General features: G+C 72.1%; 20 protein-coding genes and 2 tRNA genes. 16 read left to right on the top strand and 6 right to left on the bottom strand.

What is annotated here, in order from left to right; all coding sequences use genetic code 11:
• The first annotated feature begins 289 nt into the window (after positions 1-289).
• The 7 genes from ACFVQ0_RS26550 to ACFVQ0_RS26520 all read left to right on the top strand — a co-directional run bounded on the left by ACFVQ0_RS26550 (position 290) and on the right by ACFVQ0_RS26520 (position 6,786).
• Entirely contained in the window at positions 290-1,285 is a 996-nt protein-coding gene (locus ACFVQ0_RS26550; RefSeq protein ID WP_390091856.1) for a phosphatase PAP2 family protein, read from the top strand.
• A complete protein-coding gene (locus ACFVQ0_RS26545) occupies positions 1,167-2,411 on the top strand; it encodes a hypothetical protein (protein ID WP_390091707.1) in 1,245 nt (414 codons plus the stop codon). Before ACFVQ0_RS26550 ends, ACFVQ0_RS26545 begins: the two co-directional genes overlap by 119 nt.
• The gene (locus ACFVQ0_RS26540; protein ID WP_390091706.1) at positions 2,402-4,018 is read left to right on the top strand and encodes a hypothetical protein; all 1,617 of its coding nucleotides are present in this window, start codon (positions 2,402-2,404) and stop codon (positions 4,016-4,018) included. Before ACFVQ0_RS26545 ends, ACFVQ0_RS26540 begins: the two co-directional genes overlap by 10 nt.
• Positions 4,015-5,349, top strand: coding sequence for an AAA domain-containing protein (locus ACFVQ0_RS26535; RefSeq protein WP_390091705.1), 1,335 nt, complete (start codon positions 4,015-4,017; stop codon positions 5,347-5,349). Before ACFVQ0_RS26540 ends, ACFVQ0_RS26535 begins: the two co-directional genes overlap by 4 nt.
• A 115-nt stretch (positions 5,350-5,464) precedes the next feature.
• On the top strand, positions 5,465-5,806 hold the full coding sequence (locus tag ACFVQ0_RS26530; protein WP_327336994.1) for a hypothetical protein: 342 nt from the start codon (positions 5,465-5,467) through the stop codon (positions 5,804-5,806).
• Positions 5,807-6,005: 199 nt separating this feature from the next.
• The gene (locus ACFVQ0_RS26525; RefSeq protein WP_390091704.1) at positions 6,006-6,722 is read left to right on the top strand and encodes a bifunctional DNA primase/polymerase; all 717 of its coding nucleotides are present in this window, start codon (positions 6,006-6,008) and stop codon (positions 6,720-6,722) included.
• Positions 6,713-6,786 (top strand) — tRNA-Lys (locus ACFVQ0_RS26520). Before ACFVQ0_RS26525 ends, ACFVQ0_RS26520 begins: the two co-directional genes overlap by 10 nt.
• 60 nt (positions 6,787-6,846) lie before the next feature.
• On the opposite strand, the gene ACFVQ0_RS26515 is transcribed toward ACFVQ0_RS26520, so the two are convergent.
• Positions 6,847-8,061, bottom strand: coding sequence for a M6 family metalloprotease domain-containing protein (locus ACFVQ0_RS26515; RefSeq protein WP_390091703.1), 1,215 nt, complete (start codon positions 8,059-8,061; stop codon positions 6,847-6,849).
• A 429-nt stretch (positions 8,062-8,490) separates the two neighbouring features.
• Between ACFVQ0_RS26515 and ACFVQ0_RS26510 the strand changes: the two genes are divergently transcribed.
• Complete coding sequence (locus ACFVQ0_RS26510; RefSeq protein ID WP_390091702.1) at positions 8,491-10,386, top strand: putative bifunctional diguanylate cyclase/phosphodiesterase; 1,896 nt, start codon at positions 8,491-8,493, stop codon at positions 10,384-10,386.
• 24 nt (positions 10,387-10,410) lie between these two features.
• Here ACFVQ0_RS26510 and ACFVQ0_RS26505 read toward each other — a convergent pair whose 3' ends face one another.
• Both ACFVQ0_RS26505 and ACFVQ0_RS26500 read right to left on the bottom strand, forming a co-directional pair.
• A complete protein-coding gene (locus ACFVQ0_RS26505; RefSeq protein WP_390091701.1) occupies positions 10,411-11,508 on the bottom strand; it encodes an LLM class flavin-dependent oxidoreductase in 1,098 nt (365 codons plus the stop codon).
• Between the two features lie 138 nt (positions 11,509-11,646).
• Positions 11,647-12,459, bottom strand: a complete 813-nt coding sequence (locus tag ACFVQ0_RS26500) for a decarboxylase (RefSeq protein ID WP_390091700.1) — start codon at positions 12,457-12,459, stop codon at positions 11,647-11,649.
• Between the two features lie 198 nt (positions 12,460-12,657).
• Here ACFVQ0_RS26500 and ACFVQ0_RS26495 point away from each other — a divergent pair, with 198 nt between their 5' ends.
• The 8 genes from ACFVQ0_RS26495 to ACFVQ0_RS26460 all read left to right on the top strand — a co-directional run bounded on the left by ACFVQ0_RS26495 (position 12,658) and on the right by ACFVQ0_RS26460 (position 19,739).
• Complete coding sequence (locus ACFVQ0_RS26495; protein WP_390091699.1) at positions 12,658-13,617, top strand: D-2-hydroxyacid dehydrogenase; 960 nt, start codon at positions 12,658-12,660, stop codon at positions 13,615-13,617.
• A gap of 256 nt (positions 13,618-13,873) precedes the next feature.
• A complete protein-coding gene (gene ehuB, locus ACFVQ0_RS26490) occupies positions 13,874-14,776 on the top strand; it encodes an ectoine/hydroxyectoine ABC transporter substrate-binding protein EhuB (protein ID WP_390091698.1) in 903 nt (300 codons plus the stop codon).
• A 20-nt stretch (positions 14,777-14,796) separates the two neighbouring features.
• Entirely contained in the window at positions 14,797-15,531 is a 735-nt protein-coding gene (ehuC, locus tag ACFVQ0_RS26485; protein WP_390091697.1) for an ectoine/hydroxyectoine ABC transporter permease subunit EhuC, read from the top strand.
• Entirely contained in the window at positions 15,528-16,172 is a 645-nt protein-coding gene (ehuD, locus tag ACFVQ0_RS26480; RefSeq protein ID WP_390091696.1) for an ectoine/hydroxyectoine ABC transporter permease subunit EhuD, read from the top strand. Before ehuC ends, ehuD begins: the two co-directional genes overlap by 4 nt.
• Positions 16,162-17,013, top strand: coding sequence for an ectoine/hydroxyectoine ABC transporter ATP-binding protein EhuA (gene ehuA, locus ACFVQ0_RS26475; RefSeq protein ID WP_390091695.1), 852 nt, complete (start codon positions 16,162-16,164; stop codon positions 17,011-17,013). The genes ehuD and ehuA overlap by 11 nt, the downstream gene beginning before the upstream one ends.
• 166 nt (positions 17,014-17,179) lie before the next feature.
• Positions 17,180-17,938 (top strand): IclR family transcriptional regulator, encoded by a 759-nt coding sequence (locus tag ACFVQ0_RS26470; protein ID WP_390091694.1) that lies wholly within the window; start codon positions 17,180-17,182, stop codon positions 17,936-17,938.
• 91 nt (positions 17,939-18,029) lie between these two features.
• Positions 18,030-18,103 (top strand) — tRNA-Lys (locus ACFVQ0_RS26465).
• A gap of 130 nt (positions 18,104-18,233) precedes the next feature.
• On the top strand, positions 18,234-19,739 hold the full coding sequence (locus ACFVQ0_RS26460; protein WP_390091693.1) for an MFS transporter: 1,506 nt from the start codon (positions 18,234-18,236) through the stop codon (positions 19,737-19,739).
• Here ACFVQ0_RS26460 and ACFVQ0_RS26455 read toward each other — a convergent pair.
• The 3 genes from ACFVQ0_RS26455 to ACFVQ0_RS26445 all read right to left on the bottom strand — a co-directional run bounded on the left by ACFVQ0_RS26455 (position 19,725) and on the right by ACFVQ0_RS26445 (position 23,843).
• Complete coding sequence (locus tag ACFVQ0_RS26455) at positions 19,725-21,392, bottom strand: AMP-binding protein (RefSeq protein WP_390091692.1); 1,668 nt, start codon at positions 21,390-21,392, stop codon at positions 19,725-19,727. The genes ACFVQ0_RS26460 and ACFVQ0_RS26455 overlap by 15 nt on opposite strands.
• A 26-nt stretch (positions 21,393-21,418) precedes the next feature.
• Positions 21,419-22,009, bottom strand: a complete 591-nt coding sequence (locus ACFVQ0_RS26450; protein ID WP_390091691.1) for a lytic polysaccharide monooxygenase — start codon at positions 22,007-22,009, stop codon at positions 21,419-21,421.
• Positions 22,010-22,169: 160 nt separating this feature from the next.
• Positions 22,170-23,843: an SPFH domain-containing protein gene (locus ACFVQ0_RS26445; RefSeq protein WP_390091690.1), complete on the bottom strand. Its 1,674-nt coding sequence runs from the start codon at positions 23,841-23,843 to the stop codon at positions 22,170-22,172.
• Positions 23,844-23,857: the final 14 nt, after the last annotated feature.

Raw genomic sequence — 23,857 nt, 5'->3', positions numbered from 1 at the left:
CCCTGAAACTGAGACCTCTGACGCTGGATCTGAGATCTTGGACATCGACAGGGACGCAACCGTCCGACACGCTACGGGTGAACGGGTGGGAACGGAACGTCCGGTTTTCCATCATCCCGCACACGCTCGTGACGCAACCCCTGGGGCCGTAGAGGCGTCCCTCTCAACGCAGACCGAACAGAGCGGCTGAGGGGTGCCGAGCGCACCCCTGGGGGAATCCCGGCCGCACCGCACCGTACGGTTGAACGTCCGCCGTCGGCCGCATGAACACATGATGGAGAACTTCCGGATGCCGCCTGCCACCACCGCGCCCGCGCAGCGCCCCCGGCCCCGCTGGTGGACCGAGCTCCCGCTGCTCGCCCTGGTGTACGCGGCGTATTCGGGCGGCAGACTGCTGGTGCGCGGCGACGTGTCGACGGCCGTCGACCACGGACTGCGCATCCTGGACCTGGAGCAGACGCTCCGTATCAACTTCGAACACCCCCTCAACCGGCTGCTCACCGCGCACTCCTCGATCGGGATACCCGCCGACTTCGCGTACGCGTCGCTGCACTACCTGATAACCCCGGCCGTGCTCATATGGATGTTCCGTCGGCACTCGCAGGCCTACCGCAGGGCCCGCACCTGGCTGATGACGTCCACGATGCTCGGCCTGATCGGTTTCACCCTGATGCCGACCTGCCCGCCCCGGCTGCTGGCCGCCGGGCACGGCTTCGTCGACACGATGGCGCAGTACAGCTCGTACGGGTGGTGGGGCACGGAGGCGTCCGCCCCGCGCGGTATGGGCGGAATGACCAATCAGTACGCGGCGATGCCGAGCCTGCACGTCGGCTGGGCGCTGTGGTGCGGGATCCTCATCTGGCGCCACGGGCGCCACCCGCTCGTCCGGGCGGCAGGCGTCGCCTACCCCCTGATCACCATCTTCGTGGTGATGGGCACCGCCAACCACTACTTCCTCGACGCGGTGGCCGGTGCCGCCGTGATGGGTCTCGGCGCCCTGCTGGGCCGGCCGGTGACCCGGCTCGCCAACAAGGTCGCCGACGCGGCCAAGGCCCGCTTCGCACGGGCGGGTACGGCCACGGAGTCCCCGGATGTCAGTGCCGGATGCAAGACTTCCGCGGGTGAGCGAATCCCCGGCCAGCGGACCTCCTCCGCAGATCCCACCGATGCCCCGGCACCGGCCGGTCCAGCTGCCCCGGCCGACATCCCGGCCGACGTCCCGGCCCCGGCCGGAAGCGCGGCGGGACGTACCGTCGGCGGTGACACTGCGGCAGCGGCTCGCTGAGCTGAGAGGCCCGGCCGTCGCGCCCCGTCCGCTGGACGCCCGCGCACTGGCCGCCCTCGCCGCCAACCCCGGCTGCAAGCGGCGCGCCCTGCTCGACGGCGCCGGGGTCGACAAGACCGCCCTGGCCACCGCGCTCGGCTCCCCGGCCCCCTTCGGCCAGTCCCAGTTCGCCTTCATGCGCGGCAACGCCTTCGAGGCCAAGGTCAAGGCCGACGGCGGTACGGAGCTGATGCGGCTGCTGCACGAGCGGCTCGGTGAGCCCGGCGAACCACCGCGCGACATCGCGGTGCCCGATCTGAGCGCGGCCGGTCCCGAGGGCCGCGCCGCGCGCACCGCGCTGGCTCTGCGGGAGGCGACCGGGGCGGGCGGCTGGGCGCTCCTGGACCACCCGATGCTGGCCCTGGAGGTGGCGGGCTCGCCCGCCTATCTGGAACCGGACGCGGTGGTGGTGCACCCCGACGGCACCTGGACGGTCGTCGAGATCAAGTCCTTCCCCATGATCGACGGTTCCGCCGACGCGGCGAAGGTCGGCGCGGCCGCCCGCCAGTCCGCGGTCTACGTACTGGCGTTGGAGCGGATCGCCGCCGCCACCGACGGGGCGGAGGTCGGCCACCGGGTGCTGCTGGTCTGCCCGAAGGACTTCTCCAACCTGCCGGCCGCCTCCGTCGTCGACGTGCGCAAGCAGTGCGCGGTCACCCGCCGCCAGCTCATCCGGCTCACCCGGATCGAGGACATCGCGGCGGCCCTGCCCGAGGGCACCACGTTCGACCCGGAGCGCTCTGCGGAGGAGCTGGGCCGCGCCGTCGAGTCGGTCACCGCGGCGTACGCCCCGGAGTGCCTGGCCGCCTGCGAACTGGCCTTCCACTGCCGGGGCAAGGCGCGCGCCACCGGGGCCGTGGAGGCGCTGGGGCGCAGCGTGCGGGGCGAGCTCGGCGGGCTGACCACGGTCGGCGCGGTGCTGGCCGCGGCGTCGGGCAAGGAGGGCGATCCGGCGGACCCGACGGTCTCCGCGCTGCGCCGCGCCGCCGCGCTGCGCGCCGAGGCGCTTAGGTCCTGTCCGGAGTCCCCCCGCGGCGTCGCGGCGGAACTCCGGACAGGACCTGAAGGCGGGCCGGGATGCCGCTGATCTCCACCCTGGCCAGGCTGGAGGCCGTGGAGAGCGGCCGCGCCCAGCCGCTGGCCACGGTCCGCCACCGCCATCTGACGGACCGGCCGCTGGTCCTGGTGCCGCTGACCACGTCCGGCGAGGCGGGCGCCCCGCTCGGCGCGCTGGTCGGCTCGGAGCGGGACGCGCCCCGGCTGCTGGTCGTGGCCCAGCCGCGCGACCGGGATCTGCGGTTCGCGTTCCTCGCGGAGCTGGCGGAGGCGGTGCTGCCGCACATCGAGTCGTACGCCGATGTGATCGAGTCCGCCGAGCGCAGCGAGACGGACCCGGCGACCGGCAAGAAGGTCAAGGTCGAGACCGAGCTGTGCACGGACGCCGCGCAGCTGATCGTGCCGAGCCGGGCGGGCATCGAGTTCGTCCGGCTGCTGGGCCGCTCCATGCGGTTCCGGCGCACCGCGGAGGACGACCCCGACACCCCGTATCCGGCGCCCGCCCGCGTCCCGCTGCTGGGCCGCTGGCTGACGCACTACGGCGAGCGCGCCCGGGTGCCGGGCTCCTCGTTGCTGCTGGCCTGCACGGATCTACTCAACCGGCACTGGGCGAGCGGCCAGTCCAGCCTGGAGGACCAGCATCTGGGCGCCCTGCTCGCCTGGGTCGATCCGCCGGCCGGCGAGTCCGGGGCGGAGGCCGCGCTCCGCGCCGAGCTGGCCCGGGACCACGCGGGGCAGCTGCTGTGCCCGCCCGCGGGTCCGGCCACCGATCCGGATTTCGACAACCGGCTGCTGGCCCCCGCGATCGAGCGGTACGACCGGGCGCGCACCGCGCTGGGCGCCGCGCAGGACGGGCTGGCGGCCGATGCCGGGCTCGCCGCGCTGACGGCGGCCGAGCGGGAGATCAGGGCGCTGCTGGCGGGCGTCCTGCGGCCGACCTGGGACGCCGTGTGGCGGGGCCTGGACCTGCTGCGGGAGCTGCCGGAGGGGGCCAGGGCCGAGGACCGCTGGACCCGTGACCGCTGGTCGTTCACCGGCCACCGCGACCGGGTCCGGTCCGGCGAGCCGCCGCAGCCGCGCCGGGACGACGCGGTGACGGCGGCCCGCAAGCTCGCCTCGCGGGAGACCGCCCAGGCGCAGCTGGAGGCCCAGGAGGCGCTGGACGATCCGCTGGTGCTGGCGGGCCGCCGGCTGGCGGGCGAGGCGTTCATCGGGGAGGTGGTGGCGGTGGAGATGGCGTACAGCGAGTCCAAGCGCCCCTCGCCGCGCCCGCTGGTCACCGTCCGGACCGACGAGCGGCCGCAGCTGGCCGAGCGGGTCAAGGTCTACCGCTCGCTGGACGGGAAACCACAGACCGCCGAGTTCGTGGGGTACGGCTCCGGGGACGGGCAGGAGGAGGGTGCCGCGCCCGCTCCGGTGCTGCGGATCATGGACCGGATGGGCAGGGGCAAGGAGCCGGCCCCGGGGTCCGTCCCCGAGCCGGGCGACCGGATCGCCTGGACCCTGTTCGAGCACGACCAGCGCGGCGGACCGCAGCTGCCGGACGCGGAGGAGACCCCGTGGACCCACGGCGGCCCGCCGGGCGCCGGTGCGACGGCCGAGCGCCCCGACCCCGTGACCCCGGAGGACCTGCTGTGAGCGACCGACTCGATCCGGGGGCGGCGGCGGGCCGGGCCACCGCACAGATCCTGGACGACACGCTGAACGGCACCGCGCGCGGCATCGTGGTGGACTCCCCGCCGGGCGCGGGCAAGTCGACCCTGGTGGTCCGCGCCGCGCTCGAACTGGCGGCGGCCGGACGCCCGCTGATGGTCGTCGCGCAGACGAACGCCCAGGTCGACGATCTGGTGGTGCGGCTGGCGGAGAAGGAGCCGGGGCTCCCGGTCGGCCGGCTGCACAGCAGCGACTCGGACCCGTACGACAAGGTGCTGGACGGGCTGGACAACGTACGCAAGTCGGCGAAGGCGGCGGATCTGGCCGGGCTGGACATCGTCATCTCGACGGCCGCGAAGTGGGCCCATGTGAAGAACGTCGAGCCGTGGGGGCACGCGATCGTCGACGAGGCGTACCAGATGCGTTCGGACGCGCTGCTGGCCGTCGCCGGGCTCTTCGAGCGGGCGCTGTTCGTGGGCGATCCGGGCCAGCTCGACCCGTTCTCGATCGTCGGCGCGGACCAGTGGGCGGGGCTGAGTTACGACCCGTCCGCGAGCGCGGTCTCCACGCTGCTGGCGCACAATCCGGAGCTGCCGCAGCGCAGGCTGCCGGTCTCCTGGCGGCTGCCCGCGTCGGCCGCGCAGCTGGTCTCGGACGCGTTCTACCCGTACACCCCGTTCCGCAGCGGTACGGACCACGGGGACCGGCTGCTCTCGTTCGGCGTCGGGTCGGACGGCTCGGCGGCGGACCGGGTGCTGGACGAGGCCGCGGAGTCCGGCTGGGGGCTGCTGGAGCTGCCCGCCCGGCACACCCCGCGCACCGACCCGGAGGCGGTCCGGGCGGTGGCCACGGTGGTGCGCCGGCTCCTGGACCGGGGCGGCGCGGCGACCAGCGAGCGCTCCCCCGACCCGGCGCCGGTGACGGCGGACCGGGTGGCGGTCGGCACGGCCCACCGCGACCAGGCGGCGGCGGTGCGGGCGGCGCTCGCGGAGCTGGGGGTGACGGGCGTCGCGGTGGACACCGCGAACCGGCTCCAGGGCCGGGAGTTCGATGTGACGGTGGTCCTGCACCCGCTGTCCGGGCGGCCGGACGCCACCGCGTTCCATCTGGAGACGGGCCGGCTGTGCGTGCTGGCCTCGCGCCACCGGCACGCCTGCGTCGTGGTCTGCCGCGCGGGCGTCGCGGAGCTGCTCGACGAGCACCCGTCGACGGAGCCGGTCCAGCTGGGCGTCACCGTGAAGTTCCCGGACGGCTGGGAGGCGAACCACCGGGTGCTGGCACATCTGGCGGAACACCGGGTGCGCTGGGGGCGTTGAGCCCGGGGCGCGGAGAGTGGCTCCGCGCACGCATCCCGGGCACGCTCCGGGCGCCCTTGCGGCGGGCTGGACAATAGAGGGTGGCCGTCGGGCCCACCGGAGGAGGAACAACCACATGGCACAACCCGAGCGGAACGAGCGGCAGCGGCTGCGTCCCGCACCCCTGCTCTTCGAGCCGTCGGCGTCGGTCGCCGATCCGGAGCACTTCTTCGACCTGGAGTCGATGGAGGATCCGAAGGAGCTGCTGAGCCGTTCCACCGAGCTGGCCCTGGCGTTCCGCGCCGCGACCGACCGGGCGGTCGAGTTCCAGGCGATCGCCGCCGCCCAGCTCGCCGATCCGCGCCGGTTCGACCGGCTCACCACGGCGGACATCGCGCAGCGGGCGGAGTGGACGGAGGACTACGCGACGAAGATGGTCGAGTTCGGCCGGAGCCTGCTGAACGACCCCAGGCCCTGAGCAGGCCCACCCGCCGACAGACCCACCCGCCGCCGTGCCGGGGCGCCGACGCCGGCCGGGTCCGACCCGTGGCTGATGCTGACCGCGGGTAGAACCACTGGCATATGCCCGGGGGCAAGATACTCCTCACCACCCCGACCTGTCCCGATTTCCGGCAACTCTCGGAATCCGCTTGATCACTCCCGGTAGACCTGTGTGCATGACCGCATGGCTGCCAGACGAAACGACCCTGCATCACGGCGACGGCCCCTACCGGGAGGACCGCGCCGCTGACGTATTCGCCGTCCTGCGCGAGCAGGCCGGTAACCAGACGGCCCAGGTGACCGCGGCCGGTGCCGCCTGGCTGGCCGGCGCGGCGGCGTACCCGCGCAGCGCCCTGAGCCAGTGGGAGTCGCACCCGTCCGCCCCCGGTGTGCTGCCGTGCGGCTCGTCCTTCGATGTGGTGAACGTGCCCACGCTCTTCGGTCGCCGGATGCTCGAACACCTCTGGGCGGACGGACCGGGCTCCGGGCCGGTCGCCACGCACCGCGGCCGGATGCTGCTCTTCGCCTCCCCCGGGACCGCCCAGCGACTGCCCTCGCTGCTCGACTGGGAGGAGTGGGGCGGGGGCGTCGCGTCCCGGTCCGCCGGGGGTTCGGCCGAGCAGGACGAGAGCGGCCGCAAGGTGCCCCCGCTGCTCTGCCACGGCACCGGGGACGCGGTGACCGTGCCGCCCCTGACCTGCGGACCGAACACCTCCGGCCCCCGCTGGGTGGTCGCCCCTGACACCCGGAACCCCTGGCTGCCCGGACCCGACGTACTGCTCTGGGCGTGTGTGCGGGTGGCCCGCTCCGTGCCCTCGTCCGGGCCCCGTATTTCGATTTTTCCTCCCGCCGATCAGGGTGCTAAGGTCTACGACGTCAGCAGGCGCCGCTAGCTCAGTTGGTTAGAGCAGCTGACTCTTAATCAGCGGGTCCGGGGTTCGAGTCCCTGGCGGCGCACAGACGGAAGAAGCCCCTCGCGAGAGCGAGGGGCTTCTTCGTTGTGCCGGGTCGGCGCCACTACGTCCCGGTGGTGATCCGGACCGTCCAGGCGCCGGACGGGGTCCGGTCGGCGACCTCGATCGTGGTGTGCCCGCCGGGTACGGAGAACGTCTCACCGACCCGCAGCGGGGCGTCCGCGAGCGGCGGATAGACCGACTGTTCCCAGCAGGCGTCGGTGCCGGGGTGGGTGTCGATGACGTCGACCGGTCCGCCGCCGGACGGGGTCTCGTTGCGGATCCGGTAGAGCAGCACGCCCTCGCTGCACGTCGACCGGTCGTTGCCGGTGGCGCTGCGGGCCTCGATCCCCACGGCGCTGCCCTCGCCCGTCCTGATCACCGCGAGCCGGGTCCCGATGGACGCGCCGGGCACCGGCACGGCGGCCATCGGCTCCAGGGTGAGCACCCGGTCGCTCTGGACGCAGACCACCTGCCGGTCGTCCAGCCAGCCCAGCTTCCACTTGTGCCAGCCGAAGAGATCGGGCGCGAGCCCGAACTGGCTGCCCATCACGTCCCAGTCGCCCACATAGGTGTCCCAGTCGCCCTTGCCGTCCGAGGGGCGGTGGTAGAGGTCGGGCAGGTCGAAGACGTGTCCGGTCTCGTGGGCCAGCACGTTGTGGTCCGGCGGGTGCTGTTCGAAAACGGTGACGACGCGCCTGATGTCCGTACCGTCGGCGTGCAGCGGCTGATCGAAGTTGACGACCTTGGTGGCGTCGGAGTCGACGCCCGGGGCGTCCGGGTCCGCGACGAGGTAGACGATGTCGTACTTCGAGAAGTCCACCTCGGGGTCGGCCGCGTCGATCGCGTCGTGCAGATAGGCGCTGCGCCGGTCGCTGGACCAGTCACGCTTTATGCCGTACTGGACCGACGGCTTGGGCATCTGGATCCACCGCTTCTGCGGGTGCGGGCGCAGGGTGAATTTTCCGTAGCTCGCGCGCTGGAAGAACCGGGTGGTGGCGGGGAAGTAGTCGGCGGTGAGTTCGGCGGGGGTGGTGACGGGCCGGGCGTCCGGGAACGAGAGGAAGACCATCACCGCGTCGAGCGGATGGTCGGGGCGCGGGTAGGCGCCGTTCCACTCGTCCAGGCCCAGCGAGTGGTGGGCCGAGGTCCGGGGCAGCGCGCAGGCGGCGGCCGCACCGGTGGCGGCCGCGGCGGGACCCGCGACGAGGGAGGTGGCGGCGACCGCCAGCAGGGAGACCAGGCCGGCCGTCACGGCGCGCGGACTCGGCCTCACCACTCCTCCGGGTCCGTGCTGACGCGGCACATCTACCTCCGGGTGCGGGGTGCGGACGCCTCGGATCTTCAGCACCCTCCCGACCACCCTGTGGCGATTCAGGCGTTACGTCCTGTTGAGCTGCCCCACTCGGGTCAGCGCCTCGACCCACACACCCCCTCACAGACAGTCACAATCGATCACCGCCACACCTCGAAAGAGCAGAGCCGCACAGAAACGATCAGGCATGGGCAAACCGGATCTGCGCGCGAATGGCCCATGCACACCGGTCGTGGGGCCCGGAACGGTCGGGGCGCTGGAACGGCCGAGCCGCCAGCCTCTATGCTTCACCTCGCTTTCCTCCGCGAATTCCGCCCCTGACAACGGCGCTCCGCGCGGCGGGCCAGTCCGACCAGACCTGTCCGGGACAGAACTGCATGGCGGGAGCGAACGGTGAGCGCAACCTCCGATGGGCCGAGGCCCCCGGCAGGCACAGCACCCTCTTCCGCACGACCATCGGTCACGGAGCGTCATGAGTCATGGCCCGCCGGGGGCACCCCCGCGGACGCCTCCGGAGAAACGGCGCTCTCCGCGCCGCACGACTACCGGGCCGCCTTCCTCGCCGCCACCCTCCCGATGGCCGTCGTCGACCACGAGGGCCTGATCGTCACCGCGAACGAGGCGCTGTCCGCCCTGGTCGGCATCGCCGCCCCGGCACTCACCGCGCAGTCCGCCTCCGACCTGGTCGACCTCGCGGCGGACGGCCGCACCTGGCACGCGTACCGCGAGGTGCTGCACGGCAGGCGCTCCCGCTTCCGCTGCACCCGCCGGCTCAAGCACCCCGACGGGCGCTCCCTGTGGGCCGAGATCACCGTCGTACCGATGCCGGGTTCGCGGGAGGAGACCGGGACCGGCGCCGCGCACCGGCAGGTCCTGCTCTCCGTCGCGGACGTCAGCGACCGGCGCGAGCTGCAGAAGAGGCTGCGCCACCTCCAGATGCACGACCCGGTGACCCGACTGCCCAACCGCACGCTGTTCTTCGAGCGGCTCTCCGCCGTCCTGGAGACCCCGCCGTACCAGGACGACACCCGCCCCGGACGCGGCCGGATCGGGCTCTGCTACCTCGATCTGGACGGCTTCAAGGCGGTCAACGACACCCTGGGACACCGGATCGGGGACCGGCTGCTCGCCGCCGTCGCCGCCCGGCTCACCGACTGCGCGGAGCAGGAGGGCCTCCACCCCGGCGGTGCCCCGCTGGTGGCGCGGCTCGGCGGGGACGAGTTCGCGATCCTGGTCGAGGAGTCCACGGGCACCCGGCAGCTGACCGATCTCGCCCGCACCGTGCTCGCCGCGCTCCAGAAGCCCTTCGAACTGGGCGGCCAGCGGCTCTCCGTCTCGGCCTCGATCGGTGTGGTGGAGCGGCCGGTGGCGGGCACCTCGGCCACCGGGCTCATGCAGGCCGCCGATACGACGCTGTACTGGGCGAAGGCCGACGGCAAGGCCCGCTGGACCCTCTTCGACCCGGAGCGCAACGCCCACCGGATGACGCGCCAGGCCCTCTCGTCCACGCTCCGTCCCGCCGTGGAGCGCGGTGAGTTCACCATCGAGTACCAGCCGCTGGTCGGCATGGCCGACGGGGTGGTGCGCGGGGTGGAGGCGCTGGTGCGCTGGAACCATCCGCAGTTCGGCATGCTCTCGCCCAACCGGTTCGTCGCCATCGCGGAGGAGGACGGCTCGATCGTGCAGCTGGGCCGCTGGGTGCTGCGGGCGGCGTGCCGTCAGGCCCGGCGCTGGCAGCTCGACCACCCGGCCGAGCAGCCGCTGTTCATCAGCGTCAACGTCGCGGTCCGCCAGGTCTGGGACTCCGACCTGGTCACCGATGTGGCGGAGATCCTCGCGGAGACCGGCCTGGCCCCGGCGCTGCTCCAGCTGGAGCTGACCGAGTCCGCGGTGATGGGTTCGGCGGGCCGGCCGCTCCAGTCCCTCCAGGCACTGAGCGACATGGGCGTCCGGATCGCCATCGACGACTTCGGGACCGGCTACTCCAACCTCGCCTACCTGAGCCGCCTGCCCGTCTCCGTACTGAAGCTGGACGGCGCCTTCGTACGCGGCTTCCGCTACGAGGACGGCGCGCATCCCAGCCCCGCCGACGAGACGATCGTCGAGGCGATGGTCCAGCTGGCGCACCGGCTGGGCCTGACCGTCACCGCGGAGTGCGTGGAGACGGCCGGCCAGGCGGAGCGGCTGCGCCGGATCGGCTGCGACACCGGGCAGGGCTGGCTCTACTCGCGCGCGGTCGCCCCGGAGCGCATCGCCGAACTGCTCGGCGCCCGTGCCCAGGAGGCCTGAGGGGACGGACCGGGGCGCTCCGGGTCAGGCGCCCGGCAGCCCGTAGGCGTCCGCGATCAGCCCGTAGCTGCGCAGCCGGGCCTCGCCGCCGTGGGCGTTGGCGGTGATCATCAGCTCGTCGGCGCCGGTGCGCTTGGCCAGGTCGTCGAGGCCGGTGCGGACCTCGTCGGCGGTGCCGTGGACGATGTTGACGAGCCAGCTGTCGACGAACTCGCGCTCCATCGGGGTGAAGGCGTACGCCTCCGCCTCCTCCGGCGTCGGGACCAGACCGGGGCGGCCGGAGCGCAGCCGGAGCATCGACAGGGCGCCGGTCAGCACCTGGCGGCGGGCCTCGCGCTCGTCCTCCGCGGCCAGCGCGGCGACGCCGATCAGGGCGTACGGGGCGTCCAGCACCGCGGACGGCCTGAAGGACTCCCGGTACAGCTCAAGGGCCGGGATGGTGTTCTGGGCCGAGAAGTGGTGGGCGAAGGCGAAGGGCAGGCCGAGCACGCCGGCCAGCCGGGCGCTGAAGCCCGAGGAGCCGAGCAGCCACAGGGGCGGCCGGGCCGGGGACTGGACGCCGCCCTCCGCGGTGGCCTGGACGGGGCCGGGGACCGCGTGGATGCGGGCGTAGGGGTGGCCGTCGGGGAAGTCGTCGTCCAGGAAGCGGGTCAGCTCGGCCAGCTGCTGCGGGAAGTCGTCGGCGCCCTCGTTGAGCCGTTCGCTGCGGCGCAGGGCGGCGGCGGTCGCGCCGTCGGTGCCGGGGGCGCGGCCGAGGCCGAGGTCGACGCGGCCGGGGGCCATGGCCTCCAGGGTGCCGAACTGCTCGGCGATGACGAGCGGGGCGTGGTTGGGCAGCATGACGCCGCCGGATCCGAGCCGGATGCGTTCGGTGTGGGCGGCGGTGTGGGCCAGGATCACGGCCGGCGAGGAGGAGGCGACGCCGGGCATCGAGTGGTGTTCCGCGACCCAGTAGCGGTGGAAGCCGCGCCGCTCCGCGAGCTGCGCGATCTCGACCCCGGTGCGCAGGGCCCGGCTCGCGGTACTGCCCTGTCCCACGGTCACCAGATCGAGCACGGAGAGCGGAACGGGTGCCGTTCCCTCCGCCTTGCCACGGATCTCGTCGCCTCGAATCTCGTCCACGTCCTGACCTCTCCGATGGTGCTCTGATATCCCTCTGTACGTCCGGAGAGAACGAACAGGAGGATGGCTCCGTTTATTCCGGGGACGGTTGCTGTTCCGGAGCCCGGCCGCGCGGGGTCCGGTTGCTCCGGGGTCCGCTTACTCCGGGGTCCGGCGGGTGCCTCCGCCGTGCGCGTACGAGCGGCCGCTGCCCCAGATCGGCCGGGCCGGCGGCTCCGCCGGGGCCGGCGGTGCCTCGCGGGCCGCGAAGAGCGTGCCGAGCCGCGCGGCCCAGGCGGGGCGGTCGGCCAGCCGCAGGGCCTCCCGGACGGACACCTGGTTCGCGGTGAGGACCGGTTTGCCGAGCAGTTCCTCCAGCTCCGTGAGGTGGGCGACCGTGTGCAGGGCGGTGTCCGGCAGCAGTACCGCGTCCGCGTCCGGCCGGTCGGCGGCGGTGGCCAGCTCCTTGACCCGGTCCGGGCCCCAGCCGGCGACCTCCTCGGCCGTGGCGGCACCGGCCGCGTGGGTGGCGACCACCTCGATGCCCTCGGCCGTCAGGAACGCGGTGAAGCGCGCGGCGATCTCCTCCGGGTACGTCGCGGCCACCGCGACCCGGGCCGCGCCCAGCTTCCGTACCGCGTGGACGAAGCCGATGGAGGTGCTGGAGACGGGCACGCCCAGCGCGCGGGCCAGCGTCGCGGCCTGGGCGTGGGCGCCCTGCGGCCCGTACAGGAAACTGCCGCCGTCGCAGGCCCAGACGACGGACTCGACCCCGGAGCGCCCCAGCTCCTGCGCCCCGGCCGCCAGCCCCTCGGGGGTGCCCAGGGCCCGCAGGGCGTCCTCGCGGTAGGCGTCCTCGGGGCAGTCGGTGTGCTGGACGACGAGTCTGATGGTGCTGTCGAGCAGGATCTCCATGCGCGGGAAGTCACCCGCCGCGAAATGGCCCGGGTAGAGGAATCCGACGGTCGTCATGTCCACCCTTCCTGTGCGCCGGCAACTGTCCGGCTGTCTTGCGGAGCTCCCCCGTCTCCGTTCAAGTATTCCCCCATCCGCCCGGGTCATCGCTACGAGCTGTTGACGGGGGCCGGAGCGGCTGCGAGCGTGACCCCTGAGCCCACCCAGGGCCTGTCGTCAGACTGGCCCAGGCCGACGCGGGAGGAACCGTCCCCCATGCCGGAGCCCGTTCTGCTGGTACTGGACGCCGACCCACCGCCCCGGCTCGGCCGGCTGGCCGGGCGGGTCACGGTCCGGCACACCGACGCGGCCGGTCTGGCCGCCCGGCTCCCGCACGCCGATGTCCTGCTGGTCTGGGACTTCACCTCCGACGCGGTACGGGAGGCCTGGCCGGGTGACGGGCCTCGCCCTTCCTGGGTGCATACGGCGAGCGCGGGCGTGGACCGGCTGCTCTGCCCGGAGCTGGTGGAGTGCGACACGGTGGTGACCAACGCCCGGGGCGTGTTCGAACAGCCGATCGCCGAGTACGTGGCGGGGCTGGTGCTGGCGTTCGCGAAGGACCTCCCCGGCACCCTGGAGCTCCAGCGGGCGCGGCGGTGGCGGCACCGCGAGAGCGCCCCGGTCGCCGGTACCCGTGCCGTGGTCGTCGGCGCCGGGCCGATCGGGCGGGCGGTCACCCGGCTGCTGATGGCGCTGGGCGTCGAGGTGGCCCTGGTGGGGCGTACGGCCCGGCGCACGATCCACGGGGCGGAGGATCTGGACCCGCTGGCGGCGCGCGCCGACTGGGTGATCTGCGCGGCCCCGCTGACCCCTCGGACGTACGGGATGTTCGACAGCCGGTTCTTCGGGCTGATGCAGCCTTCGGCCCGGTTCATCAACGTGGGGCGCGGCCCGATGGTCGTCGAGGGCGATCTGGTGGACGCGCTGCGCAAGCGGTGGATCGCGGGGGCGGCGCTCGACGTGTTCGCCACGGAACCGCTCGATCCGCGGAGCCCGCTGTGGGACGTGCCCGGCCTGATCGTCTCGCCGCACATGAGCGGGGACACGGTGGGCTGGCGGGACCGGCTCGGTGAGCAGTTCGTCGAGATGTACGAACTGCGGGCGGCCGGTCGGCCGTTGCCGAACGTGGTGGACAAACGGCTCGGCTACATCCCGGGGACGGATCCGGGCGAGTGACCCCAACCCGGCCCGTTCCATACCGACTTCACCACCCCATTGCGGACATCTACTGATAACACCCCGTCATCCGTCGCATCCCGCAAGGAAATACACCCTGCGCACATCTCGTCGCGCTCCGCCCAACTTCGGACACGGGAAGGTCACCCTCCGGCCACCGTTCGGTTACATGCGATCTCCGGCTGCATAGACGTACGGGAGCGGGCAGGCGTTCACCCTGTCCGGACTGTTCGACCCTTCCAGGAGACTGCGAACCATGGCTGACTTCCCTAACCTGTCCCGCCGGGGCTTTCTCAACCGATCGGCAGCCGTGGGCGGTCTGCTCGTCGTCCCCGGCCTGCTCACCGCGTGCAGCAAGACCGGCGCCGACTCCGCGGACGGCGAGGGAGCCCTCGACAAGCTCCGCAAGCAGGGCTTCGTCCGGGTCGCGTACGCCGACGAGGCCCCGTACGGCTACATGGAGGGCAAGCAGCTCAAGGGCGAGGCGCCCGCCCTGCACCGGGAGATCTTCAAGGCGCTGGGGGTCGACGAGCTGCGGCCCACCCTCTCCGAGTGGGACGGTCTGATCCCGGGCCTCCAGGCCAAGAAGTACGACGTGGTCAGCGCCGGTATGGCGATCACCCCCGAGCGCTGTGCCAACGCGCTGTTCTCCGAGCCCGAGTTCATCTCGCCGACCGCGATGATGGTGAAGAAGGGCAACCCGAAGAAGGTCACCGACCTGGCCTCCGCGAAGGCGGCCGGGCTCACCATCGGTGTGATGGCGGGTGCGGTCGAGGGCTCGTACGCCGAGGGCGCCGGCATCTCCAAGAGCAAGATCAAGACGTTGCAGAAGCCGCAGGACGGCGCGGACGCGGTCAAGGGCGGCCGGGTCGACGCGTTCCTGCTGACCGGCATCTCGCTGCGCTGGCTCGCCAAGACCAACGCGGGCACGGAGGTCACCGAGGCCTTCCTGCCGGAGCTCAAGGGCAAGAAGCAGTACAGCCCCGGCGGCGCCGTCTTCCGCAAGGGCAACGAGGATCTGCGGGACGCCTTCAACCGCGAGCTGAAGAAGATCGTCTCCGACAAGTCGCGCTATGTGAGCCTGCTCCAGGACTACGGCTTCGGAGCCAGCGAGCTGCCGCCGGCCGACCTGAAGACGGCCGATCTCTGCAAGGGCTGACAGGGACGGAACCCCACCGCATGAGTGATTTCTTCTCCGCCTTCATGGACGATCTCCCACAGTTGCGTTCCGGACTGTGGGTGACCCTGGAAGCCACCATCCTGGGCGCGCTGCTGGCCCTGGTGCTGTCGTTCGTCCTCGGCCTGATGTCGATCAGCCGGCTGCTGCTGTCGCGCGGCGTCTCGCGCGTGGTCGTGGAGTTCTTCCGCGGCACCTCGCTGTACGTCCAGCTGTTCTGGTTCTACTACGCGATGCCGCCGCTCACGGGTTACGAACTGTCGCCGCTGCTCTGCGGCGTCCTCGCCTTCGGCCTCAACTACGGCGCGTACGGCGCCGAGGTGGTGCGCGGGGCGATCAACTCCGTTCCGCGCGCCCAGTACGAGGCGACGATCGCACTGAACATGACGCCGCTGCACCGGATGCGCAAGGTGATCATGCCGCAGGCCTGGGTGCAGATGCTGCCCTCGCTCACCAACCTGCTGATCCAGCTGCTGAAGTGCACGCCGCTGCTGTGGCTGATCTCGGCCGCCGACCTGATGACCGCAGTCGAGAAGCTGCGCAGCCGTACGGGTGAGACCCTCACCGCGTATGTGACCCTGCTGGCCTGCTACTTCGTGATCGCGTACGCGCTGACCCTGCTGATGAACCTGCTGGAGCGGTCCGCCAAACGGCGGCTCGGCATGGAGACCACCGGGGGCAGCCTGCTGAAGTCCCGTAGCGCCGTGACCGCCGCCGCCGCTGGAGGTGCCCGGTGAACGAGGGATTCAAGTGGGACGCCGTGGGCGAGGCCCTGCCCCTGCTTCTGCAGGGGTTCAAGATCACCCTGCTGGCCACTCTGCTGGGCACGGTGGTCGCCGCGGTGCTCGGGCTGGCGATCGCGGTCGCCGGACGGGCCCCGAGCCGGTTCGTGACGGTGCCGGTGAAGGTGGTGATGGAGTTCATCCGCTCCACCCCGCTGCTGATCCAGCTCGTCGGCGCCGCCGCCGTGTTCAGCTCGGTGGAGCCGCTGTACGTCGGCATCGTGGTGCTGGGCATCCACTACGCCACGTACACCTCCGAGGTGTACCGCGCCGGGATCGACAGCGTCCCGAAGGGGCAGTGGGAAGCCTGCCGGGCGCTGTCCATGTCGCCCCGCAGGACCTGGCAGGCCGTGATCCTGCCGCAGGCGGTGCGCAACGTACTGCCCGCCCTCGGGAACTACGCGATCCTGATGTTCAAGGAGACCCCGTTCCTCGCCGTGATCACGGTGCAGGAGATGGTCTTCAAAGCCCGTGAGTACGGGGCCGAGCACTTCGTGTACACCGAGGTGTTCACGCTCGCCGGGGTGCTCTTCCTGGTCGCGAGCTACCCGACCTCGCTGTTGATGAGAAATCTGGAGAAGCGCCTTGGCCACTGAACCTCTCCCCGTGCAGAAGACCGCGGCCACGGCGCCCGAGGACGTCGTGCCGGTCTCCGTCTCCAAGGACACCGGGCATCCGCTGGTCCGCTTCGACAAGGTGGTCAAGCAGTACGGCGACCACGTCGTCCTCGACCAGCTGGACTTCACGGTCGAGCGCGGCGAGCACGTCACCCTGATCGGGCCCAGCGGCTCGGGCAAGACCACGATCCTGCGGCTGCTGATGACGCTGGAGAAGGTCAGCGACGGCGTGATCCGGATCAACGGCGACCCGCTGACGCACATGACGGCGGCGGACGGTTCGCTGAAGCCGGCCTCCGAGAAGCATCTGCGCGAGGCGCGGAAGAAGATCGGGATGGTCTTCCAGCAGTTCAACCTCTTCCCCAACATGAAGGTGCTCCAGAACATCACGGAGGCACCGGTCAACGTCCTGGGCATGGACCGCGACAAGGCGGAGACCCGGGCCAAGGAGCTGCTCGACCTGGTCGGGCTCTCGGCGAAGGTCGACGCCCACCCCTCCCAGCTCTCCGGTGGCCAGCAGCAGCGGGTCGCGATCGCGCGGGCGCTGGCGATGGAACCGGAGATCCTGCTCCTGGACGAGGTGACGTCGGCGCTCGACCCGGAGCTGGTGGCCGGCGTCCTGGAGCTGCTGAGCGATATCGCGCGCAACACCGACATCACCATGCTCTGTGTGACCCACGAGATGAACTTCGCCCGTGACGTCTCGGAGAAGGTGCTGATGTTCGACGCCGGGCGGGTCGTGGAGTCGGGTTCACCGGAGAAAATCTTCACGGATCCGGAACACGAACGCACGCGCGAATTCCTCAACGCGGTGCTGTGACCTCGGCATCCGTCGTCCACTCCTGACGCTGGCATATGCCAGGTGCGTGCGCCCCGGTCCACCGGGCCGGGGCGCACGGCGGAGTCGTCAACACCAGCCCCTGAACAGGCCATTGGCGGCTATCGTGAGGGCAGAGCTTGCGGTCACAACCTGGTAGGGGGAAACCGTGGCGTTGAAGCCCGAACCGACCGCGCCGTTCCATTCGGTGCAGTACGCCCTCCGTGTCCTCGAAACGGTCTCCAAACACGGCAATGGCGTGACGGACACCCAGATCGCCCGGGAGACGGGACTGCCCGTCGGGCATCTCGCCTCCCTTCTGCTGATGCTGCGCCGCGAGGGGTACGTCGAGCAGATCGCCGACGGCGCGTATGTGATCGGCGCCTCACTGCTGCTGCTCGGTTCCGGCGCGGCGCGCAGACAGGCCGTGGAGGCCCGGCTCCAGCAGGCACTGGTGCAGCTGCGCGACTCGGTCGGCGCGGCGATCTACATCAGCCGGTACATGGACGGCGAGATCCGGGTCACCCAGTACGCCGACGGGCCGCGCACCCCGGCGGTCAACGAGTGGGTGGACTTCCGGTCCTCCGCGCACGCCTCGGCCATCGGCAAGTGCCTGCTGACCCAGCTGGACCAGAACGGCCGCCGCGACCACATCTCCCGGCACAAGACCGCCCGGCTGACATCGCGGACGATCACGAGCGAGCGGGTCCTCTTCTCCAAGCTGGACAGCCAGCCGGCGACGGTCCCGGTGCTCGACCTCCAGGAGTACGCGGTCGGCACGGTGTGCGCGGCGGTGCCGCTGACCGCCGGGTCGTCGGCGGGATGCCTGGCACTCTCGCTGCCCGTCGAGGACGCGCACCGGCTGCGCGAGGCGGCGGACACGCTGAACCGGCGCGCGGCCCCGGTCCTGCTGTCCCTGGCCCTCTAGGGAGGGGGCCCGCGGGAGGGGCCCGAGACCGGGTCCGCCGGGGGTTGTCATTCGCACCCCTGAGGACCAGGTATTATTTTCGAGTCAGCAGGCGCCGCTAGCTCAGTTGGTTAGAGCAGCTGACTCTTAATCAGCGGGTCCGGGGTTCGAGTCCCTGGCGGCGCACAGACAACACACGAGGCGGTCTCCGTTCAACGGAGGCCGCCTCGTGTGTTTTGCGCTGCCGGCAGATCTGTACAAGCGTTTTACACTTACGTACTAGACATCTGTTTTAAACGCTCGTACATTTCCAGGCATGACAACTCCCACGCGCACCACCACGGCACCCGGCGAGCGTGCCGGCCGCAAGGAGTGGACCGCCTTCGTGGTCCTGCTGCTCCCCCTCCTCCTGGTCTCGATGGACGTCTCCGTCCTCTTCTTCGCGATCCCGTCCATCGACCGGGACCTCGCGCCCAGCGCCACCCAGCAGCTCTGGATCTTCGATGTGTACGCCTTCGCCCTCTCCGGCCTGCTCATCACGATGGGCTCGCTCGGCGACCGGATCGGCCGCCGCAAGCTGCTGCTGATCGGCGCCCTCGCCTTCGGCGCCGCCTCGGTCGGCGCCGCCTACGCCTCCAGCCCCGAGATGCTCATCGCGGCCCGCGCCGTGCTGGGGATCGGTGGTGCGACGCTGATGCCGTCGACGATGGGCCTGGTGCGGAACATGTTCCGCGACGAGACCCAGCGCAGCCGGGCCGTCGGCATCTGGTCCGGTGCCATGGCCGGCGGGATCGCGCTCGGCTCCGTACTCAGCGGCGTCATGCTGGAGCACTTCTGGTGGGGTTCGGTCTTCCTGATCAACGTGCCGGCGATGGTGCTGCTGCTGGTCCTGGTGCCGGTGCTGGTGCCGGAGTTCAAGGACCCGAACCCGGGCCGCTTCGACTTCCTCAGCGTGCCGCTCTCGATGGGCTCGGTGCTGCCGGTCGTCTACGGGGTCAAGGAGACCGCCGCCCACGGCATGGACACGCGCAACGCCCTGGTCGTCGTCGCCGGGCTCGTCGTCGGCTGGTTCTTCGTCCGCCGGCAGCGCCGCCGGGACGACGCGATGATCAGCCGGGAGCTGTTCCGCGGCCGCGGCTTCGCCGCCGGGATCGGGCTGAACGCGCTGGCCTCCTTCGCGATGATGGGCTCCGCCTTCTTCACCACCCAGTACCTCCAGTCGGTGCTCGGCATGAGCACGATGGAGGCCTCGCTGTGGAGCCTGGCACCGTCCCTCGCGGTCGGCGCCGCCGCGCCCACCGCCACGGCCGTCGCCCAGCGGGTCGAGCGGAGCAGGGTCGTCTGCGCCGGGTTCGTGATCGCGGCGGCCGGCTTCGGCGTCCTGGCCCTGTCCGGCACCGACTCGCTGTGGGTACTGCTCGTCGGATCGGCCGTGATGAGCAGCGGCATCGTGACCGTCATGGCGCTCGTCTCGGACATGGCGCTGTCCACCAGCCCGCCGGAGAAAGCGAGTTCGGCCGCCTCGCTGCTGGAGACCGGGCAGGAGTTCGGCGGGGCGATGGGGATGGCGCTGCTGGGTGCGGTGGCGACCGCGGTGTACACCGCCCAGATGCCGGACTCGGCGCCCGCCGCGGCCCGCAAGACGCTGCCGGGGGCGCTGTCCACCGGTGACGGATCGCTGATCTCGCTCGGCCGGGAGGCCTTCGTGCACAGCATGAGCTACGCCTCGGTGGCCGGGGCGCTGCTCCTGCTGGCGGGCGCGGTCCTCGCGGTGACCCAGCTGCGGCGGGCGATGCTCCCGGGCCCGTCAGGCGTCCGGTGACAGCAGACCGGCCCGGCCGTGCTCCTCGAACTCCGCAGTGAGGGAGTTGAGTTGTTCCTCCCCGAACGGTACGTAAACACCCTCCTGGTCCCGGCACCACACAGCGGTCCCGGTCCGGAAGCCCTCCAGGCGCAGCCCGGCCCGGTGCACCTTGTTCGTCGCGGTCACCGGCATCGTGGGCACGATCCGCACGAACCGGGGTGCCATCTTCGTACCCAGGTCGGGCTGGTCCCGGAGGAAGGCGGCGAAGGCGGCCGGATCGAATCCGGCCCCCTCGCGCAGCGCCAGTGCCGCCATGACCTGGTCCCCCGCGACCGGGTCGGGCACCGCGTAGACCGCGACGGCGGCCGCGTCCGCCCAGCGGGCGAGGATGTTCTCGATCATCGCGGCGGCCAGGTTCTCGCTGTCGACCCGGAGCCGGTCCTCGGTGCGGCCCGCGAAGTAGAGGAAGCCGTCGGGGTCGCGGAAGAAGAGGTCGCCGGTCCAGTACCAGCCGCCGCGCACCCGGGCGGCGTCCGCCTCCTCGTTGCGCCAGTAGCCCTCGAACGGGGTCCGGCCCCGGTTGACCAGCTCCCCTATCGCGGCGGCGCCGTTGAGCAGCTTCCCGCCCTCGTCGAAGACGGCGGCGACCCGCTCGCGGCCCGTCTCGGGGTCGACGACCGCGAGGTCGTCGCGGTCCGCGGCCCGGCCGATCGCGCCGGGCGGGGTGTCCGGGGTCCGCTGGATCGCGGCGCCGCCCTCCGAGGAGCCGTAGCCCTCGACCAGCCGCACCCCGAACCGCTCCCGGAAGCGGGCCGCGTCCACCGCGCCCGCCTCGGTGCCGAAGCCGATCCGCAGCGGGTGCTCCCGGTCGTCGGGGCGCTCCGGGGTGGCCAGCAGGTACTGCACGGCACGGCCGACGTAGGTGAAGTAGGTGGCTCCGTGGGCGCGTACGTCGGAGAGGAAACCGGAGGCCGAGAAGCGGCGGCGCAGCGCCACGGCGGCGCCGCCGGCCAGCGCGGGGGACCAGTCCGCGATCACCGCGTTGCCGTGGAACATCGGCATGCAGATGTAGTGGACGTCCTCGGGGCCGATGCCGAAGTGCTCGACGAGCGAGTGGCCGGCCGCGGCGAGGCGCCCCTGGGTGCAGAGCGCGGCCTTGGGGGCGCCGGTGGAGCCGGAGGTGAAGTAGAGCAGCATCCGGGTTCCGGGTCCGGGGCGGGCGATGACCGTGTCACCCGGCTCGGCCCCGGCGTAGGGGGCGAGCAGTGCGGCGTACGCCTCGGTGTCGGTGACCAGTACCCGGACGCCGGGCAGTTCGAGGCCGTCGAGCAGCGGCAGATGGGCGCGCTCGGTGATCAGCACCCGGCATTCGGTGTGCGTGATGTCGCGGGCCAGCTCGGCGCCGCGACGGGTGGGGTTGAGGCCGGCGACGGCGGCCCCGGCCAGGGCCGCCGCGCTCAACCACAGCGGGAATTCGGGGGTGTTGTCGAGCAGCACCCCGAGGTGCGGTTCGCCGCCCGCCGGCAGCAGATCCGCCAGGAGCGCGGCCCGTGCGGCAGCGCCGGAGGCGACCTGGTGGTGGCTGAGAACGGTGTCCTCGTGCCGTAATCCCGGCCGGTGGTCGCCCCATTGGCGCTGTACGAGCTCCGCGACGGTGCCTGCGCTCCTCATGGCGCCGCACGGTAACTGACTAAGCGTCAGAACTGAACATCGGAGCAGGCGTAGAACGCGTTCGCCGTGTCCGCGATGTTCCAGACGCTCAGGATGATGTGCTTCCCGGTCTTCTGGGTGGGGATGGTGCCCTGCTGGGTCAGCGTGGCGGGCGGCTGCTGGTTGTTGTACGGCACCGTCAGGAAGGGCTGGGCCTCCAGGTCGGAGCGCTTGAGCGGCTTGGTGGGGTCCCAGCCGTTCTTGGTGATGTAGTAGCGGAAGTCCGTGGTGGCGTGCCGGGCGGTGAACTGCCAGCGGAAGCTGAAGCCCTGGCCCGCGGTGACCTTGGTGGTGGGCCAGTTGCCGCCGCGCGGGTCGTCGAGCTGCGCGAACTCGCCATGGCCGCCGGAACAGATCGCACCGTCGGCGGGACCCGCCGACGGGAAGCCCTTGGGGCCCTCGACGCTCTGCGGCTCCCACTGGATGTTGCCGCAGCCGGTCACCGTGCCGTTGGCGCACAGCTTCTGACGGCTGATGGGGTTGTCCGTGTAGCCGTGGCTGCTGGCGCTGCTGGTCGCGAACATCGAGACGCCCGCCACCGCCAGACCCACCAGGGCCGCACTTGTCTTCTTACGCATTGCTGACGCTCCTCGGAGTACGTGGGGGAGGTTCCATGAGCACTGCTGCGCGCGGGTCGTGCGGTCTAGACCAAGTTCTAGATTATTGACGGATCATGAACATGTCCAGACCAATGTGAGTTCGATTCCGGTTCACCTGACACCGGCTCCGAGGGCGGTTTCAGGCACTGTCCCCACCACCGCGTCCGGTGTAGAAGGCCACGGTCAAGTCCTTCACCAGTGACTTCCGTTCGTAGTCGTCCAGCTCCACGAGCCCCCGGGCGGTCAGCCGGCTGACGGTGTCGTCGACCGCGTCCACCACCGACGTCAGCACGCTGTCGCGGTGTTTGGCGTCGATGGCCGCGATCCGGCGCCGCTGCATGGCCGCGGCCACCTCCGGCGCGTACTCGATCCCGGTCGGCTGCGCCGAGTACACCTCGACGCCGACCGGCTCGCAGTCCGCCTTCAGCATCCGGGTCAGCGCGTCGCCCACGGCCTCGGCGTTGCGCAGGGTGTGGGCGTCCTCGTGGAAGGCGTCGGCGGGCAGCTGCGAGAGGACCCGCGCCATCGCCGCCTCCACCTGCTCGCGCAGGTACTCCTCGTGGTCCGCGATGCCCAGCGTCGCCCGCACGGTGTCCTCGACCCGCCACACGACCAGCACGACGACCCGCAGCGCGGTGCCGTTCGCGTCCACCGCGGGCAACGGCTCGCTGCGCCAGTGCCGCAGCCGGACATCGACCCGGCGGCGCAGCAGCAAGGGGCTCACCCACATCAGTCCGGTGCGCCGCACGCTGCCCCGGTACTGGCCGAAGAGGGTGAGCACCCACGCGTACCCGACCCGGCCGCGGGTCAGTCCGCCGAGCGCGAAGAGCACCCCGGTCAGCAGCAGCGCGAGCGCCGCCCAGGCGCCGAGACCGATGCCGTCGTACGGACGCGGGCCGAGCCCGAACCGGGACAGCACCCCGCCCGGCAGCGCACCCGCCCACCACAGCACCCCGCCCGCCGCGGCGAGTGAGCAGAGGGCGGCGAGCAGGGCCGCCCAGCCGGGCAGCGCGGGGCCCGGCCGTTCGTTCAGCCGGGGGTCCGCGACCGGCGCGGGCCGGGTCGAGGGCCGCACCTGCGGTGACCGGGGCAGCGGCGGCCGCCGGACACCGGCCGGCTGCTCGCTGCCGGGCGCCCTGCGGACGACGGTGGCGGGCAGCGCGACGGCGTCGGAGGCGACCTCGGGGTCGTCGCGGAAGAGCAGGTGCACCGGGATGGAGGCGGTGCGCTCGTTGGCGATGACCGAGTGGTGGCGTCCGGTGTCCACCCGTACCTCGGTACGCAGCTCGGTGCGCGTCCCGGTACGGATCTCGCCCGTGTCGCCGTCCCCGTCGTCGTCGCCGTCGTCGAAGGACAGCGAGAGGGAGGGGCCGAGGTCCCGGCGGGCCGGGGCGAGCCCCGGTCCGGGGAGGAACGGGCCCGCCGCCAGGGCCGGCCGCCCCGGATCACCCGCGCCCTCCCGCACCTCCGCGTCCGCGCGGACGACCGGATCGACGGCCGTGCCCGGAACCGACACAGAGGCGGAGGTCGTACCGAAGGCGGAGCCTCCGCCCTCGCCCGTGCCCGGCGTCAGGTCGAGCACCAGGTCGACCACGGAGTCCGGCCCGGAGCGCGCCACCGGTCCGCTCCCCCGCTCCCCCGGCTCCGGGTCCGGCCAGCCGTAGGGCCCGACCGGACCCGGCGCCCGCTCCGGTGCGGCCCACTCCCGCACCGGGAGCGCCCCGTACCTCTCCTCGCCGTAACCCGGGCTCTCCGGGCTCCCGTTCTCCCCGTGCTCCTGGTTCCCGGAGCTGTCCGGCACCGTGGATCGCATTCCCGCCTCCGTCA

Source organism: Streptomyces sp. NPDC057900 (genome assembly GCF_042887885.1).
In the GTDB taxonomy this organism is placed as follows: Bacteria; Actinomycetota; Actinomycetes; order Streptomycetales; family Streptomycetaceae; genus Streptomyces.
The sequence above is the reverse complement of the archived record's forward strand: the minus strand, read 5'-3'. Positions and strand labels throughout refer to the sequence as shown.